Below are 16,094 nucleotides of genomic sequence, written 5' to 3'. Positions count from 1 at the left end.
GCTGCCGGTGCTGCTGCTGCCCGGTGACATCTTCGCCACCCGGCCGGCCAACCCCCCAGCCGGGAGAGAGGTGAGTTAGTGGCGTGGTTGCCAGCGCAGCCGGGCGATGTGGTCGGCGCGGGGCCGGGCGGGTCGGGACCAGCCGGGCGTGGGTGGGCGGGCGGCGACGACGCGCCAGCCGGCGGCGCGGAGGCTGGCCCCGGACTCGCCGTGCTGGGTGTAGGTGACCAGCTGGCGGTAGCCGAAAGCCTTAGCGGCCCGCCACGCGGCGGCGTTGAGCATGCTGCAGCCGTTGGGCACCGCGTCGGCGACGGCGACCCGGGTGACCTCGAGGGTGTGGCCGTCGTCGAGCATCCGTGCGACGGGCCGGCCGACCACCGCCACCCCGACCAGCACGTCCCCTTCGGCGATGCCGAGGGAGAACTTGTGGCCTTGGGGTGGGCGGTGGTGGCGGTGCCAGTCGGTGATGAACTCCCGCGCCTGGGCGAAGATGACCGGTACGAGCCGAAGGCTCACCCGGACTCCCTGGGCAGGTGCGGTCGCATGCGGGTGATCGCCTCCTGATGGAACCGGTCGGCGATGTCGATGCCGATGTAGCGCCTGCCGAGGTGCATGGCCGCCAGCCCTGTGGTGCCTGCTCCGCTGAAAGGGTCTAGGACAAGGCCGCCAGGTGGACAGCCGGCGGCGATGGCCCGTAGTGGCAGGTCGATAGGGAACGGGGCCACGTGGGAGCCCAGCAAGGGGCGAGTGGCGATGCGCCCACTTCTCTGCACCAGGCATGGGGACGCGCTGCGGACTGCTCGCGGCGCCAAGACTTGGGGGACAATCGGCTAGTGGCAAGTGGAGTACCGCTGAAGCCCCGACTTGAGCCGGGTCAGTATGGTGGGGAATGGTTGATTCCCAACCAAGATGGGTTGGTTCAACGTGTGGGCGGTGACCTCGAACTGTCCGCCGGTCGACCGCCGTCAGTCGCCGTGTGGGGCGACGTTCCCTTGCATATCGAGCAGCACCCGAACGGTTTGACCAGCGCTGCCTTCCCGCAGCGATTCTCCTATCCACTGCTAGTTGGTGAGCTCCGCAACGGGCTCAAGGTCATCCTTGTTGAAGCTGAGGTCAGCACCTGGCAGCTTGAGCGGGCCATCGTCTCGGCTCGTGCCGCTCTGGTGGGACCCCCGTCGGGTTCGACGGAAGGACCGCTGCTCGTAAGCAAGATAGGAATTCAAATCAGCGGCCTCGATGCTTTTTCGGGGATCGGTCCGCTTAAGTCATTCTCTCATCCTCAGCCGGGTGAGGGCTTCTACGATCACACCTGGCAGGTTTCGCCAAATCCAGACTGTGAGCAGAGATGGTCAGACGACCACGTCGCTCTCCGCTTTGGATACGACAGCACCATCACCTTCGGTGATCCGTTCTTCTTCCGTATGGCCTTCAGCCCGGTAGCCAGGCTTACCCTCGCCGACCCACAGCCGTTCGACGTGTGCTTGGACCGATGGGTTGAACCACTTCGACGCCTCGTTTCCCTTGCAACTGGTCGAACCGAGCAGATTACGTACCTGAGCATGAGCCGGCCAGGTGACAGTGAGAGGGACGACTTTCAGGTTTACGGGAGCGGGCTCGACCAGAACCCTTTCGCGTCGCTCGGTAACGACGTGAGGCAGATCGACGCCGCGTTTACTGCCCGATCCGAAGATATCTCCCCATTGCAGATACTGCGCGGGTGGCAACGTCTGCTAGACGAGCGCCACCCGCTGCTTGAGACTTATGGCACGTCCATCATTATTCCCCGACAGCACCCGCGCTCGACGTACCTGCTGCTAATACAAGCACTTGAAGGGCTGTACGGTCACGAGCACAAGGCAGAGTACGAGGAACGCGTACAACAGCACACTGCCAAGAGGGCCGAGATTCTCGATGAGCTGGCCGGCCAGGCGGGCCTACCTAGCCGAGTAATCAAGTTCATCAAGAAATACCTGATGAAGAAGCCGCACTCGGGACTTGATGAGTGCCTAACCGAGATGTTCGTCTCGCTCCCGTTCGACGTTCGCGAGGAGTTGGCGGCTACCGGCCTTATTCAGGAAGTGCAACGGGCCGCTGGAGGGCCGGTTCCGCTGCCGACGGCGCTGAGAACCGTGCGAAATGACCTCTCCCATGGAACGAAGGGTTACCCGACGGCTCAACTGCATGAAGCGGTTGAAATCCTGGACCGCGTGGCCCGAGCGCACATGCTTCGCGTGCTCGGATGTGGTACCGCTGCGCAGGAGAGAGCCGCGCGGGGGAGCCGATTCTGAAGCGGAAGGGCAGGGACGCCGTTCGGCTTGGACGCCTCCGCAAGCGAAGGCGCAGGCCGGAGCGTCACGGGCGGATGCCCGGCTAACAATTGACACTCCGACGTGGACGGGGCCGGCTACCCGATGCAGGTACCGTGACTGATCGCCCGCCGGCTGTGCACCGCCCGGTCAGGATTTCGCTTGGACCGCCAGGTCGAGCCTCTCGATGAAGTCGCGGCACGCCGAGGCGGCTGCGGCGAGGATGTCGTCGGACAGCACGACTCTGTTATCAACGACGATGATGCCGACGGCCTTGAGCTTGTCCTTGACGCTCTGCTCGTTTCGCATCTGGCGCCTCGTCAACTTCCCAAGGCCGTGGGCGACAGCATTACGTGCCTCGGCTAGCCGGTCAACCGCCTTCCAATCTTCCTTGACACCGAGCCAGTCCTTGTATGCCCTCTCCTGGTCAGCCCAACCGTTGGTGCCGCGGATGACGGCCTCGTCAGCAATCTTGGTGGCGGCCGGGTTCGATGCGCCCGCAAGTGCTTGGTCGACTTTGCGCGACAGCAGGTCTGACGCGAACGCCTCGGTGATCGAGAGCAGCCTGACAAGAGTGGCTTGGCATCGATCCTGTACTGGATCTCCATCTGGTGAGGGCCGCAGGCGCGAACGCGGCTGTGGCTTCAGCGCTGCTACGGCGGCTCGGTGGGCGCCCAGAGTGCGGAACAGCAGTGCCGACGCCGCTTCAGCTTCGACCGACAGGACTCGCGGAACCGATGCATTCACTGTTCAGCCGCTTCGGCCAACAGCATCCGGTCCAACTCGTCGTCGGCTGTACTTTCGGCGCGCGCGCGATCAAGGCCAATCAAGCCCCAGAACGCCAGGCGATGCCATTCCGGGCCGACCCGATCGACGGCGGCTGCAACCAGATCGACATCACCGCGCCCGATCCGCCCCAACGATGCCGCAGCGGTGGCGGCGAGGCCATCGTGGCCGTCGGCCACGCATCGGCCGAGCCAGTCCTCATAGTCATGCCTCTGCGTCGCTCGCTTCACACCGCCAGCTGCGTGTGCGAGCCAGATCCCCTGCCATGTGCTGAGAATCTTGCCGTTCACGACCTTGTCGAGCGCGCTACGGATCTCGGTACGCGCACGTCTGCCGCCCCGCCCATACGCATCAATATATGCCGCCACCTGCGGGGTCAGCGCCGGCTCGTATCGGAGGAGCGCAGACAACGATTTCAGCGGACGACTGTCATCAGCCGCACCGAGTGTCGACAACGCTCGGCCGAGCAAAGACTGCGTAATCGCGGCGTCCTGGCCCGCCTGGGCTTCCTCGGACTCGTCTTCCTCCTCCCACAGCTCCCACGCCCGCTGCGCGGCTTGAACGCGGCGCGGGTCGACGTCCTCAGCGACCTCGTCATCCTCACCGGTGAACGCATCATCCTCGTCGACACTGCTGTCCACCGGTGAAGTGCCGAGGGTTGACTGTGCCGCCCCGTCACCATCCGCGTCGCCGTAGCCCGGATCCAGAAATCCCAGGCCACCCGACGTGTCGGGTGATTCGCCCTCCTCGAACAAGCGTCGCTCCGCATCAGCGAACGACGTCAGAGACTCCCGGTACTTCGCCGTCCGGTAGGTGTAGGTCTTGCGCTCGTTGAGCACCAAGCCGAGGGCATGCACCTCCATGGCGCACGCCTCCAACGAGGCGCGCGCTTCGCCGAGCGAACGTGAGGCGATTCTGAAGTCGTCAGAGTAGGTGAACGTGGCGTGCCCTCGGCGAAGCAGGCGCCTGCGGACCGGATCGATATAGGTATCACCCAGGACATCGCTGGATGGATGTACCTGTGGCAGACCTACTCTGCGGCCGATAACCGAGGCCAGCAGGTCGGCAAGCGACTCTACCGCGAGTTCTTCGCCTGTCTGGGCGGTCAGTTCTGCGCAAAGCAGTTCATGGTCAACGAACTCGTAGTAGGCGGTCACGTCGGTCTTGCTGATGTACCTGGCGTCTGGGATGTCGAGCGGCGCCGTCCGGAACTGCTCGACCGGCTCTCGGCTGCGCAGCCGCTCCGGCAGCGCATTTTTGATCAGCCCCACAAGCGCCCTGTACAGCACCCTGTCCTCAAGGGTCATTACGTGCAGCGGTCGCGCTCCCCGCCAACCCTTATCTGCGAAAACGACGCTGGCAGCTCTACCAGAGGGGCCGCGCCGCAACCGCGGGCGCAGCCATGCCTCCACAGCAGACGGGTCCGTTGAGAGGGCCGCGTAGTCCCCGCGACGCGGCAACAGGCGGTTGCGCGACGATAGCTCCTGCCCGACGGCTTCAGACAAGCTTGTACGCCGCAACAGAGCACGGTCGACCTGCACTCATCCCCCTCGAGGCGTAACCACCATGTGACAGCACCGATGGTACGAGGCACGCCCGAGGTGCCACGAACAGAATTTTGATTCACGTCCCACGTCGAGTGCGCGTCGCCGAGGTACAGAGCGACGGGCCCAGCCCGGTGATACTCGTACCCCGCCAGCTCGGAGGCACGAGAACGGTCGCCGGTCATGACGGCACCTGCCACCGGTGCGGGCACAGCAGCAGCCGCAGCGCGGCTGCCGCCTGCTGGGGGACGACGCCGTTGCCGAGGACCCGCAGCGCGAGGGTGCGCGGCAGCCCCAACGCGGGGTCTGTGACGTGGCCGGCGTCGAGGCCCATGAGCCATTCCACGAACGGTGGGGCGAGCACAGGTTTGCCGTGCTGCCCGGTCTGCGTGGGTGCGGGCGCCGGTCGGCCGAGCAACGTTTCCCACCGCGCAACGGCGGCGGCGTAGACGCCCCACCGCTGCTCGTCGAGGTGACCGAGGCCGGCGATGGTGGTGCGTAGGTCCGCGCCGCCGTCGCCGTGGCGTGCGGGGCCGCGTCCGTCGGACGCGCGGGGGGTGGGCAGGGTTCGGGCGGGTACCCGCACGGCCGCTGAGGGCAGGGTGAGGTCGCCGTGGGAGCCGCGCTGGCCGGGACAGCCCTTCGCCCCGTCGGTGGCCCTCGGGGTGGGCAGTAGCACCTGGGACAGCGGTGGCCGGAAGCCGGCTCCGGCTTTGCGTCCGGGGGTGCCGGTGTCGCTGGCCCTCGGCGTGGGCAGCAGCGCCTCGGGGTCCGATGGTTTCCCGCCGGGGTGTGGCCGGTAGCTGCGGACCGCTGATTCGAGGGTGGGCCGCCAAGTGTCGCGGTTGCTGCCACTCATGTAGCCGGTGCCACCCCCGGCGGTCGGGGTGGGCAGGAACTGTCCGGCGATGCCGGCGAGGCTCGGCCGGCGGGCGGCACCGGCGGACGGGGACTGGTTTGACCCGTACGTCACCGCGGTGGGTGTGGGGAGGAGGCCGTGGGTGGTGCCGGACGGTTCGATCAGGTCGGGCAGCCCGTACTGGTGGCCTGGCCCTTTGCCGTCACGGGCGCACGGTGTCGGCAGCGTCCGCACCCCCTCTGAGCGGTTCTGCGGGTGTGGCCAGCAGGAACAGCCGGTCGCGGCGGTGGGCGGCGCCGATGTCGGATGCGCGTAGGCACGTCCAGCTCGTGTCGTACCCGATCGCGGCCAGGTCGGCTTCGACGACGTCGAAGCCGCGCCGGAGGAGCGCGGCGACGTTTTCCACGAACACGAGCGGCGGTCGAAGCGCGCGAACGGCGTCGGCGACATTGCTCCACAGGCTGGAGTGCTTGCCGCCGATCCCGGCGCGTTTGCCGGCGTTGCTGATGTCCTGGCAGGGGAACCCTGCGGTGAGGATGTCGACCGGATCGACACGGGTCCAGTCGGTGGTGCGGATGTCGCCGAGGTTGGGCACGCCGGGCCAGTGGTGCTCGAGCACGGTGCGGGCGTGTCGGTCGACCTCGGCGTACCAGGTGAGCTGGCCGCCGAGCACCAGCTCGACGGCCATGTCGAGGCCGCCGTAGCCGGTGCACAGCGATCCGATTCGGGGCGGAAGGTGCTGCTCAATCACGCCACCTCCCGCCCCGGCGTCGCCACCGCGACGTCCGACTCGGCGGTGTGGGGACAGGTCCACGGCCCGCACCCCGGGGTGTCCTCCGGCTCCTCGGCGCGAGGGCGGAGGATGACCTGGTCGAGGGGAATCCGTTGGCGGTGGAGGAAGAACTGCCCGCGCAGAGGCCGCCCGGCGGCGTTGGCCCGCGCCGATCCGTGGCGGATCGCCGCGTCGAACGCCACCGCGTCCGCCCACCCGGCGGGATCGTCGCGGCGCAGCCGCACCCACTCCGTGTCGGTGCGGTACGGGCACCCCACGCACGCGCTGCGTGGGGTGTCCTCCAGATCGTGTTCGGTGAGGTAGGCCAGGCAGTCCTCGCGCCGCCAACCCAGCTCGAGCAACGGGAAGGTGTTGCGCATGTACGCGACGTCGGCGTTGCGGGCCCGGCCGATCTCGTCGAGACTGATCCCGATCGCCATCTCGGCGACCACACCCGCCGGGATGCGGGCGGGGTGCGGGTAGCCGAGCCGCCGCCGCACCTCCGCCTTGATGGGTTTGATCTTGTACTCGGAGGTGCACTGCCGGCGAGCCATACCGCGCTCGCCGCCGGGCCCGAGCGTGAAGAGTGGCATGCTGGCGAACCGGTGGGCCGGGTCGAGGGCGTCGTGGCGGATGTTGCCCGCAGACACCCGCACGACCGGGATCCCGGCCGTGGCGGCGAGCCGCTCCAGGCGACGCAGGTGGGCGTAGACCGGGGCGGGCTCCCATCCCGTGTCGGCGAAGATCGCCGCGTCGAAGGTGGGGATCTCCCCGCGCACGGCGAGCAGCAGAAGGGCCGAGGACTGGACACCGGCGCCGAGGCTCAAATAGCGGCGGGTGGGTACGCTCACACGACCACCCCGCCCCCGGTGGCGTCCTTCAGGATTCCTGAACTCGGGTCCTCGCCCTCGGGGCGACGGAAGATCAGCACGTCCTCGTGCGTGATCAGGTGCAGCGGCGTGCCGGCGATGCGAGCCTTGCGCACGGCCTGGAGTTGGAAGAACGACGGCCGGGCGACGAGCTGCCCGTCGCGGACCGCGGCGAGGAGCGCGACGCACCGCTCGGTCGGCACCAGGCCGGCGCGGACGCCGGCGGCGATGACCGCGGACGGCAGGTCGACCAGCTGGCCGTTCTTGCGCCACGGCCGGGCGGTGACCACCACGGTGCCGCCGGGCCGCAGCAGCATCGCGCAGCCGGCCAGGATCTGCTCGAACCCGTCGGCGAGGCCGGTGAGGTCGCGGTAGGCGAGGTTTCCCCGGTCGGTGCCGTAGGTGTTGTCGAACTTCTCGACCCCGTCCGCGCCCGGGCGGACCAGTCCGTGCACGGTCGGCCCGTACGGCGGTGACGTCACGACCAGGGCGACCTGCCCGGCCAGTGCCGCGGGCAGCAGGGCGGCCAGGCGGGTGGCGTCGCCGCGAACCACCGACGCCCGCCCGGCGGCGCCCTGGGCGTGGGCGTGGGTGATGTTGGCGTCGGCGATGTTCGACCAGCGCGACTCGTACTCGACACCGATGGCGTCACGGCCGGCGTGGATGGCCTCGACGAGGGTGGTGCCGATCCCGCACATCGGGTCCAGGACGAGGTCCCCGGGCTGGGTGTAGGCGTGCACGGCGTGGGCGGCGATCGCCGGGAGCATCCGGGCGGGGTGCTTGACCGACTCCGGCACGTACCGGCCGCGTCGCTGCACCGGCCCGGTCTTCTGCGCGGTCGCCCACACCGACAGGCCGTCAGGCTCCGCGGCGTGCCGTCCGGTGGTGTCCCGGTGCCGGCCGTCGTAGGCGCGGTGCCGGCCGTGGTAAGTGTCCTCGCCCGGCTGGTTCGCCTCCGCGGGGGTCGGGGTGTGCTCAGCCACGGCGCTCACCCCCGTCCCGGTGCCCGTCGCGAGGCGCGACGGGCGAGAAGACGAGCAGGTCGGCGTGGACCCGCAGGTGCGCCACCGCCCACCGCGGGTCGCTCTGGTGGGTGAGGGTGAGCAGTTCCTCGTCGGTGACGTGGTAGACGAACGCGTCGCCTTCTGCGTCGGCGGCGACGGCGACGATGTGCTGCAAGTAGCCCAGGCCCACCGACGCGGCGGCGGTGGCCACCGGGGTGAAGTCCTCCGGCCCGCCAGCCGCGGCGGTGGGGACGGTGACGACGAGGACGAGGCAGCCGCCGGGACGCAGCAGCCGCGCGCACGCAGTCAGCAGCCACGCCAGCCGGATCCGGTTGGTGACGTCGGCGGGGTCGAGGGGCCAGCAGGCCACGACCAGGCTCGTCGCCCCCGCGAGGGACGTGTGGCCAGGAGCGGCGGGCGGGTCGGTGGGCAGGATGGGGTCGGTGAGATCGTCACCGAACCAGGCGCTCATCTCCGGCACGTCGTCGCCGTCCTCGCCGAGGGCAGCGGGGTCAGGGCGCGCCGGCGGGGTCGCCGGTCCGATGATCAGGCTGGACGCCTCGGTGAACCATGCTGGGTGGTGCCGCCGGCCGCCCGCCGCGCTGACAGCGGCCAAGGCGTGGTCGGCGGTGACGTCGACAACGACCTCGCCGGGACGGGTGTAGGCGGCGACGAGCCGGTAGGCCAGCCGGGCGCTGATGCTGCGGCCGGCGTCGGCCGGGCCGTGGGCGGTGCGCCACACCGTGACCGGCACCGGTGGGTCACCTGCGACCAGGTCGATCAGGGCCGGGTCGACCTCGAGCGGGTCGACGGAGTGGACAGGGTCGTTGTGGTGCTGCGGCGTGTGCTCGCTCATGTGATGTCGGCTCCGCGCCGCGCATGCAATGCGCTGACACCCTTAAACCCGCGCTTGTGTGCTCTGGCGAACGCCTGCCTCACTCACACCGGCTCACAGCCACTCACAGAGCGTGGGGCGCGCCTGTCCGTTCTCAGGCGATCTGCCCGTTCTCAATGCTTCTGTTCCGACCGCGCCGGTCTTCTCACCGCTCGCCTCGCCTTACGGCGGTTGGGTTGCATGAACGCGGAACTTCCAGGGGCGACGCGAAGGACGGGGTTCGCGATCAGGTCTATCCGCCCGGGGGCTTGATCGAATGCGGAGACGGGCGCAGAACGTGACCGCAGGGGCGCCTGGCCGGCACCGGCCAATGACAGCGCTGCTCATCGGGATGTCACTGGACGCCCGTGCTGCCTCGATTTCATCGACGAATGGCTATGACAATGTGTCACACGGCGCGGTGCGGCATCGACATCCGCGTAGCTGTCATGGCCGCCGTGTCCAGTGGCGCCTGACGGGCCGGACATATGCGTCGGTGTCCTTGGCGTGATCCCTGGGGGACGCTGGGTGCGATGCCCGGCGGGAAGTGCGCGTCAGCGGCACGGCATGCGTGTTGTGTCGGTGACCGGGCCAGTGTCAAATGCCTGATCAATAGCCCTGTCGGACAAAATGTCAACGACGGACGCCGATGTCGCGGCGGGGCTCGTCCACGGCGGCGTGACCTGCGTGGGTGAGTGCCAACCTTGTCGCTCACCGGCCCGATCCGGCGCGCAGGCATGGCCGGCGCCGCTCTGCCACCACATGTGTCCATCGACGGTGTTCGTTGACATGTGTCGCGCTGACATGGCGCGCCGCCGCCCCCGTCCGGACGCGACCGACCTCTGTCATCGCTCGGCTGTGTCACTCGCCGGATGGCCGCCGGGGACGAGCTTGGACGTCGGCTTCTTGTTGTCCTGGCCCCAATCCGCCGCGACCCGGAACATTTCCATGATCCCGTTGGCGTACTCCATCGTCTCGGCGTGGCCGCTGACGAGCTCCGGGTTGCCTACCCAGGCCGGCTGGAACGAGCCGCCCTGCCAGCATGTCCACGTCACTGACAGCGGCGACCGCTTCCGTCGCATCGACATGCGCAGTTGCTCAGTGCGCGTCGCCGCCAGGTCCTCGCCACCTCGGCGGATGCCGGACATCCTGTCCTCTCGGTGGCGTGGCTCTGCGACGTCGCCGCGCCATGAGCGTCCCGGGGCGGCAACACCTGGCCGGGCGGTGGACCGCATCAGCAGAGGGCGCATCCGGCCCGGGAAGGCACCGCGCCGGACACCAGACGGGTCGCTGTGAGCGGCTGTGAGCCGTTGTGAGCGACCCTGAGGTACGTCAGCCGGTGTGGGCAGTGGCGGAGCGGGCCGCGTGTCGCGTCGTTGTTGGGCGGCATGGCGGGGGGCATCGCTGGCACTCACAGTCCTGCTCAAGGGCCCTGCCGGGCACCTGGCACCACTAGCGCCGGCCGGATGACCCGGTTCGCTGCACGGAGTGCCCCGGGTGCGCGTCGCGGCCCTGACCTGCGGTGTGAGCGGGTGTGAGTCGGCCATGGCGTGATCGGTGTCTTCGAGCGTGGCCCAGATGTGACGGCTACGCCGCATCGTCTCTGACCTTGGAGTGGCAACGATGACTGCCTCGAACACCCATTGGCCGGATTCTCCGCTGGACGCCGCGGACGTGGCCTTCGCCCTGCTGACCAGCGACCCCGATCCCCTGTCGATTGACGGCGACGCGTTCAGTCCGGACGTCGGACTGCCGGCGGGGGTGATGACGCTGCCGGCGGTGCGGGACTGGCTGCTGGCGCACCCGCGTGCCTTCCTGGCCCGCGACGCAGTGTGGGCGGAGGTCATCCGCCGCGCCCGGCTGGACGGGCCGCAGTGGGTCATCGGCGCGGTCGGCATGGCCATGCCGGCGCTGCGCCGCTACGCCCGCCAACTGCGCGCCGGCTACCGCGGCGACCCCGACGACATTGAGGCGGAGATCCTTGCCGGGTTCCTCGCGGCGCTGCGCGACCACGTGGACCTTGCCCGACCCGCCCCGTACGCGGCGTTGTGCCGTGCCGGGTGGCGGGCTGGCCACAAGGTGCGTCAGCAGGCCGGGGAGTTCACTCCCGTGGAGGATGTGGAGCACGCCACGGGGCCGCGTACCCCACGGGTGCCGTACGGGCATCCGGACGTGCTGGTCAGGCGGGCCGTGCGGTTGGGGATCCTCGACGAATGCGATGAGCAGCCCTACATCGACGTGCGGCTGGGCCGGCGGGCGATCGAGCCGATCGCTGCCCGGTTGGGCCTAACCACCGACGCGCTGCGGATGCGGTTGGGCCGCATCGACACCCGCATCGCCGAAGCCCTCGCGAGCGGACTGCTGACCGGAGTCGCGTCCCCTCAGGCCGCTAAAGAGCTGACGGCGCGGGCCGAGCGGCGGGCCGCCTTGCGGGCCGCCAGCCGACAACTCGCCCGCAGCGGCACGACCCAGGCGGCAGCTGCGTAGTAGACGACAATCGATACAGGCGCGCCCCTACCCCGTCCGGTAGGGGCGCCGCGCCGTGTCCTGCCATCAAGCACGCAACCCAAGGGGCTTCAGGCTCGCGGCTTACGGCTCGGCTGTCGCTGTCGATGGGCCGTGGTGTGAGCGGTTGTGAGTCGCTGAGAGCGACTGTGAGTACGGCAGGCGTTCGCCAGGGCACACAAACGACGGTTTAAGGGTGCGGGGCCTTCCCGCCCGCCCCATGGCGGGCCGCAGGGGTTCCGCCCGCCGCCAGAAGGCCGGGCACACACCAGACACCGCCCGCGCCGGACGTCTCCGGGTGCCGCGCAGCTCGGTGCGCTGACACCTCATCGAACATCGCTACCCGACAAGGGAGGACGTGCTCCTCCCGGGGACGTCTCGCGCTCGTGGCGCTGTCCGCGCCCGCCCTCTGGCGGTGGTTCACGCACCCTGTCCGCCCGCAACCGCCCCGCCACGCGCTCTTACGGCCGCCGGGGCCGGAGGTGACCACCCTGATGTTCCGCATCCCGGCACGTCTTCGTGCCCTCACCCGCTCCCGCACCATCTGCCGCGTCGCCACGGTGACGGCCGCCGTGATCCTGCTGCTGTCCGCACCCGCCGGCGCGCACGCCGCCCCCAGCGGGCAAGTGGTCCTAGCGGCGAACTCCCTGCCGGTCGTCATCGGCAATCTGCAGACCTGGCTGATGGGTTTCCTCGCCGCCGTCGCGACCCTGTTTCTCATCCTCGCCGGCGTCTACTGGGCCACCGCCGGTGGTGACCCGGCGCAGGTCGACCGGGCCAAGGGCGCGTTGAAGAACGCGCTGATCGGCTACGCCCTCGCCGTGCTCGCGCCGGTCCTGCTGCAGGTCGTGCAGGGAATCGTCGGGGGCTGATCATGGGTTGGCTGCTCGACCAGATTCTGGACTGGCTGGCGACGGCGATCCTGGCGACCCTGGACGCGCTGTTCGGGGTGATCAGCAGCGCCTTGCTGATCACCCCGAACGTTACGAGCCTGCCGCAGGTGCAGGCCCTGACCGGCCGTTCCGTGCTTGTCGTGGACACCGTCTTCGTTCTGGCCTTCGTGGCCGCCGGCGTGCTCACCATGACCGCCGGCGGCAGCGAGACCACCCGCTACACCATTAAAGACCTGATCCCGAGGTTGATCGTCGGGTTCGTCGCCGCGCACTTCTCGCAGCTGTGGTGCGGCATGCTCATCGACCTCGCCAACGCCCTGACCGGAGCGCTCACCACCCCGGAAGGGGACAGCGACGGCGCGCTGCGGGCGATCAAGACCCACGTCGCCGCCGGACAGGACAAGATCGCGGGGCTGCTGTTCGTGATCTGCGCGGCGATCATCGCCGTGCTGCTCGCCAGCACCACGTTCAGCGTGATCGTCCGCTTCGCGGTTGTCCTCGTCCTGACCGCCTTCGCGCCGCTGGCCCTGGCGTGTCACGCGCTGCCGCACACCGATCCGGTCGCCCGGCTGTGGTGGAAGTCGTACCTCGGTGTCCTGGCCGTGCCGGTGGTGCAGGGCTTCACCCTCTACGCGGGGCAGTGGATGCTCACCGACCCGCAGCACCTGCTGCCGGTGCTCGGCCTGCCGGTCGAGCCCGGCGGGGTGCTCAACCTGTTCGTCGTCATGGTCATGCTCTGGACCACGCTGCGGGTTCCCGCCCTGATGCGCCGCTACGTCGCCGCCGGAGGCAGCGGCGGCCGCGGGGTGAACATGCTCGGCGCCGCGGTGCGGGTCATCGTCGTGCAGCAGGTCACCCGCTCCATCCCCGGTCTCGGCCGCGGACTGAGGGCGGTGGGCCGATGAGCACCCGTGCCGACCGGTCCGACGCGGCCCGGGCGCGGATGCCCGCCGACGTCGACGCCCCCGACAAGGTCCTCTACGGGCTCACGTTCCGCCAGCTGGCGATCCTCGCTGTCGCCGCCCTCGCGTTCTACGGCGCGTGGCGTGTGCTGCACCAGATGGTGCCGGTGCCGGTGCTCGTCGGCGCCGCCGTGGTGCTCGGCGGCCTGGTCTTCGGGATCGTTGTGGGCCGCCGTGACGGGCTGCCGCTGGACGTGTGGCTGCTCGCCGCCGTTGCGCACGCGAGGGCGCCCCGCGCGTTGTCGACGACGGACACGACATCGACGACGCCGGACTGGGTGCGGGCCCCGAAGAGCCGGGTGATGCTGCCGGCGCCGTTGAAGCTGCCCGCGGACGCGATCGACGACGGCGGACAGATCCGCCTGGGCGGGGCGCGGGCGGCGATGGTCGCCGCGTCGAACGTCAACCTTGCCCTGCGCACCCCAGATGAGCAGACGGCCCTGGTCGAGGTGTTCGGCCGCTGGCTCAACAGCCTGTCCACCCCGACGCAGATCGTCGTGTCGGCGCAGCCGGTGGACCTGCACTCCGCCGCCCGCGGCCTCGCCGATGCAGTCGAGAAGCTGCCGCACCCCGCCCTGGCGGACGCGGCGGCCGACCACGCCCGCTTCCTCGACGACCTCGCGGCCCGGCGGGACCCGTTGCGCCGGCAGGTCCTCATCGTCACCCGCACCAGCCCCGGCGAGCGAGGGGAACACGCGGCCCGGCGGCGCGCCGAGAACGCGGTGCGCGCCCTGTCCGGCCTCGGGGTGACCACCCGCGCCTTGGACGGGCCGGCGGTGACCGCCGCGATCGCCGCCGCCGCCGACCCCTACCGGCCGCCCCGGCCGGGCGGGCTCGCGGCCCCCGACACCGTCATCACCTCATCCGCGCCCCACTGGCGTGGCCGATCCGGAAGGAGCGAACAGGCATGAAGCTGCGCAACCGATCCCAGGCGGGCGAACACAACCGTCAGGCGCGCCGGCTGGCGGCCACTGTCGCCCCCGCCTCCGTGGAGGTCACGCCCCGGTTCCTGCGGGTGGGTGACGGCTACGCCGCCACCCTGGTGGTGACCGGCTACCCGGCTGAGGTCGGCCCCGCTTGGCTCGAACCGCTGCTCAGTTGGCCGGGCCGTCTCGACCTCGCCCTGCACATCGACCCGCTGCCCGCGCCGATCGCCGCCGCCCGGCTGCGCAACCAGCGCGCCCGCTTCGAATCCTCCCGCCGCGCCGACGCCGAACGGGGAAAGCTCACCGACCCGATCGTGGAGGCGGCGGCCGAAGACGCCGCGGACCTCGCGGCCCGGCTCGCCCGCGGCGCGGCGAAGTTGTTCCGCGTCGGCCTCTATCTCACCGTGCACGCCCGCACCGAGGACGAACTCCTCGAGGCGTGCGCGCAGGTGAAGGCCGCCGCCGCGTCCACCCTGATCGAGGTCCAGCCCGCCACCTGGCGGCACCTGGCCGGCTGGACCACCACCCTGCCCCTGGCGTCCGACAGCCTGCAGATGCGCCGCACCATGGACACCGCCGCCCTCGCCGCCGCGTTTCCGCTCGCCTCGGCGGACCTGCCCGCGCCGCTGCCCGGCGACCCGCCGGCAGAGGGCGGGGTGCTCTACGGGGTGAACCCGGACTCGCAGGGCATCGTGTGGTGGGACCGCTGGGCGCAGGAAAATCACAACTCGGTCGTGCTCGCGCGCTCCGGCGCCGGCAAGTCGTACTTCGTGAAGCTGGAGATCCTGCGCAACCTCTACCAGCGGGTGCAGGTCGCGGTCATCGACCCCGAAGACGAGTACCTCAGGTTGGCCGACGCGGTCGGCGGGACGGTGGTGCGTCTCGGCGCCGCCGGGGTGAAGGTCAACCCCCTGGACCTGCCCACGGGCGACACCCGACCCGACGTCCTCACCCGCCGAGGCCTGTTCCTGCACACCCTCATCGCGGTGCTGCTCGGCCAGCAGCCGCCCCCGGCGGAACGAGCCGCGCTGGACCGGGCGATCCTCACCATCTACCGCCAGGCCGGAATCACCGCCGACCCGGCCACCCACCACCGGCCCGCCCCGCTGCTGCGCGACCTCGAAGCTTGCCTGCACGCCGACGACGACCCGGCCGCCCGGCAGCTCGCCGCGCGACTCGCCCCATGGGTGCACGGCTCGTTCTCGCACCTGTTCGACGGGCCGACCACCACCCGCCCCGACGGGCACCTGGTCGTGTGGTCGCTGCGGCACCTGCCCGACGAGCTGCGCGGCGTCGGCACCCTCCTCGCCCTCGACGCGATCTGGCGGCAGGTCGACGCCCCCGCCCGGGCGGCGACACGGCGGCTGGTGGTGGTCGACGAGGCGTGGCTGCTGATGCGCGACGGCGAGGGCGCCCGGTTCCTGTTCCGCATGTCCAAAGCCGCCCGCAAACGCCACGCCGGCCTGGCAGTGATCACCCAGGACGTCGCCGACGTCCTCGGCAGCGACCTCGGGCAGGCCGTCGTCGCGAACGCCGCCACGCAGGTGCTGCTCAAACAGGCCCCGCAGGCCATCGACGCCATCGGCGACGCGTTCGGTCTCACCGCCGGCGAGCGGCGGCTGCTGCTCGCCGCCCGGGTGGGCACCGGCCTGTTGATCTCTGGCACCAACCGGACCAGCTTCGAAGCGGTCGCGTCCGACGCCGAGCACCAACTCTGCACCACCCGCCCGAGCGAGCTGGCCGACTTCGACGACGAGGAGGACCTGTGATTCCGTCCGCTGCCCATACTGCCGT

General features: G+C 70.2%; 16 protein-coding genes. 6 read left to right on the top strand and 10 right to left on the bottom strand.

All coding sequences use genetic code 11. The features are described 5' to 3' along the window. Positions 1-75: 75 nt before the first annotated feature. Entirely contained in the window at positions 76-516 is a 441-nt protein-coding gene (locus tag ABZ570_RS03860; RefSeq protein WP_358056460.1) for an XF1762 family protein, read from the bottom strand. Next, a complete protein-coding gene (locus ABZ570_RS03855; RefSeq protein WP_358056458.1) occupies positions 513-773 on the bottom strand; it encodes a site-specific DNA-methyltransferase in 261 nt (86 codons plus the stop codon). Before ABZ570_RS03855 ends, ABZ570_RS03860 begins: the two co-directional genes overlap by 4 nt. Here ABZ570_RS03855 and ABZ570_RS03850 point away from each other — a divergent pair. Next, a complete protein-coding gene (locus tag ABZ570_RS03850; protein ID WP_358056456.1) occupies positions 726-2,288 on the top strand; it encodes a hypothetical protein in 1,563 nt (520 codons plus the stop codon). The two genes, ABZ570_RS03855 and ABZ570_RS03850, sit on opposite strands and share 48 nt — an antisense overlap. A gap of 168 nt (positions 2,289-2,456) precedes the next feature. Here ABZ570_RS03850 and ABZ570_RS03845 read toward each other — a convergent pair whose 3' ends face one another. The 8 genes from ABZ570_RS03845 to ABZ570_RS03810 form a co-directional block, all read right to left on the bottom strand. Beyond that, on the bottom strand, positions 2,457-3,053 hold the full coding sequence (locus ABZ570_RS03845; RefSeq protein WP_358056454.1) for a hypothetical protein: 597 nt from the start codon (positions 3,051-3,053) through the stop codon (positions 2,457-2,459). Then, on the bottom strand, positions 3,050-4,504 hold the full coding sequence (locus tag ABZ570_RS03840; RefSeq protein WP_358056472.1) for a reverse transcriptase domain-containing protein: 1,455 nt from the start codon (positions 4,502-4,504) through the stop codon (positions 3,050-3,052). Before ABZ570_RS03840 ends, ABZ570_RS03845 begins: the two co-directional genes overlap by 4 nt. Positions 4,505-4,817: 313 nt before the next feature. Continuing rightward, the gene (locus ABZ570_RS03835; protein WP_358056452.1) at positions 4,818-5,609 is read right to left on the bottom strand and encodes a hypothetical protein; all 792 of its coding nucleotides are present in this window, start codon (positions 5,607-5,609) and stop codon (positions 4,818-4,820) included. A gap of 88 nt (positions 5,610-5,697) precedes the next feature. Then, positions 5,698-6,246, bottom strand: a complete 549-nt coding sequence (locus tag ABZ570_RS03830) for a DNA cytosine methyltransferase (protein WP_358056450.1) — start codon at positions 6,244-6,246, stop codon at positions 5,698-5,700. Then, positions 6,243-7,118, bottom strand: coding sequence for a hypothetical protein (locus tag ABZ570_RS03825; RefSeq protein WP_358056448.1), 876 nt, complete (start codon positions 7,116-7,118; stop codon positions 6,243-6,245). Before ABZ570_RS03825 ends, ABZ570_RS03830 begins: the two co-directional genes overlap by 4 nt. Continuing rightward, complete coding sequence (locus ABZ570_RS03820) at positions 7,115-8,119, bottom strand: DNA methyltransferase (protein WP_358056446.1); 1,005 nt, start codon at positions 8,117-8,119, stop codon at positions 7,115-7,117. The genes ABZ570_RS03825 and ABZ570_RS03820 overlap by 4 nt, the downstream gene beginning before the upstream one ends. Further along, a complete protein-coding gene (locus ABZ570_RS03815) occupies positions 8,112-8,996 on the bottom strand; it encodes a hypothetical protein (RefSeq protein ID WP_358056444.1) in 885 nt (294 codons plus the stop codon). Before ABZ570_RS03815 ends, ABZ570_RS03820 begins: the two co-directional genes overlap by 8 nt. 863 nt (positions 8,997-9,859) lie before the next feature. Next, on the bottom strand, positions 9,860-10,162 hold the full coding sequence (locus tag ABZ570_RS03810) for a hypothetical protein (RefSeq protein WP_358056442.1): 303 nt from the start codon (positions 10,160-10,162) through the stop codon (positions 9,860-9,862). Between the two features lie 475 nt (positions 10,163-10,637). On the opposite strand from ABZ570_RS03810, the gene ABZ570_RS03805 reads away from it, so the two are divergent. The 5 genes from ABZ570_RS03805 (at position 10,638) to ABZ570_RS03785 (ending at position 16,069) form a co-directional block, all read left to right on the top strand. After that, positions 10,638-11,501 (top strand): hypothetical protein, encoded by an 864-nt coding sequence (locus ABZ570_RS03805; RefSeq protein WP_358056440.1) that lies wholly within the window; start codon positions 10,638-10,640, stop codon positions 11,499-11,501. Between the two features lie 512 nt (positions 11,502-12,013). Beyond that, the gene (locus ABZ570_RS03800) at positions 12,014-12,391 is read left to right on the top strand and encodes a pilin (protein ID WP_358056438.1); all 378 of its coding nucleotides are present in this window, start codon (positions 12,014-12,016) and stop codon (positions 12,389-12,391) included. Between the two features lie 2 nt (positions 12,392-12,393). Beyond that, on the top strand, positions 12,394-13,317 hold the full coding sequence (locus ABZ570_RS03795; protein ID WP_358056436.1) for a conjugal transfer protein TrbL family protein: 924 nt from the start codon (positions 12,394-12,396) through the stop codon (positions 13,315-13,317). Next, entirely contained in the window at positions 13,314-14,285 is a 972-nt protein-coding gene (locus tag ABZ570_RS03790) for a PrgI family protein (RefSeq protein WP_358056434.1), read from the top strand. The genes ABZ570_RS03795 and ABZ570_RS03790 overlap by 4 nt, the downstream gene beginning before the upstream one ends. After that, positions 14,282-16,069 carry a DUF87 domain-containing protein gene (locus tag ABZ570_RS03785; protein WP_358056432.1) on the top strand — a complete coding sequence of 596 codons (1,788 nt, stop codon included), beginning with the start codon at positions 14,282-14,284 and terminating at the stop codon, positions 16,067-16,069. Before ABZ570_RS03790 ends, ABZ570_RS03785 begins: the two co-directional genes overlap by 4 nt. Positions 16,070-16,094: the final 25 nt, after the last annotated feature.

The organism is Micromonospora sp. NPDC007271, assembly GCF_040634005.1.
Taxonomy (GTDB): Bacteria; Actinomycetota; Actinomycetes; order Mycobacteriales; family Micromonosporaceae; genus Micromonospora.
This window is presented reverse-complemented; position numbering and strand designations above follow the sequence as displayed.

What these genes read in the sequence shown, in the direction of transcription:
- ABZ570_RS03815 (WP_358056444.1), bottom strand. Translation starts at nt 8,996, where the DNA reads ATGAGCGAGCACACGCCGCAGCACCACAACGACCCTGTCCACTCCGTC.
- ABZ570_RS03810 (WP_358056442.1), bottom strand. Translation starts at nt 10,162, where the DNA reads ATGTCCGGCATCCGCCGAGGTGGCGAGGACCTGGCGGCGACGCGCACT.
- ABZ570_RS03805 (WP_358056440.1), top strand. Translation starts at nt 10,638, where the DNA reads ATGACTGCCTCGAACACCCATTGGCCGGATTCTCCGCTGGACGCCGCG.
- ABZ570_RS03800 (WP_358056438.1), top strand. Translation starts at nt 12,014, where the DNA reads ATGTTCCGCATCCCGGCACGTCTTCGTGCCCTCACCCGCTCCCGCACC.
- ABZ570_RS03795 (WP_358056436.1), top strand. Translation starts at nt 12,394, where the DNA reads ATGGGTTGGCTGCTCGACCAGATTCTGGACTGGCTGGCGACGGCGATC.
- ABZ570_RS03790 (WP_358056434.1), top strand. Translation starts at nt 13,314, where the DNA reads ATGAGCACCCGTGCCGACCGGTCCGACGCGGCCCGGGCGCGGATGCCC.
- ABZ570_RS03785 (WP_358056432.1), top strand. Translation starts at nt 14,282, where the DNA reads ATGAAGCTGCGCAACCGATCCCAGGCGGGCGAACACAACCGTCAGGCG.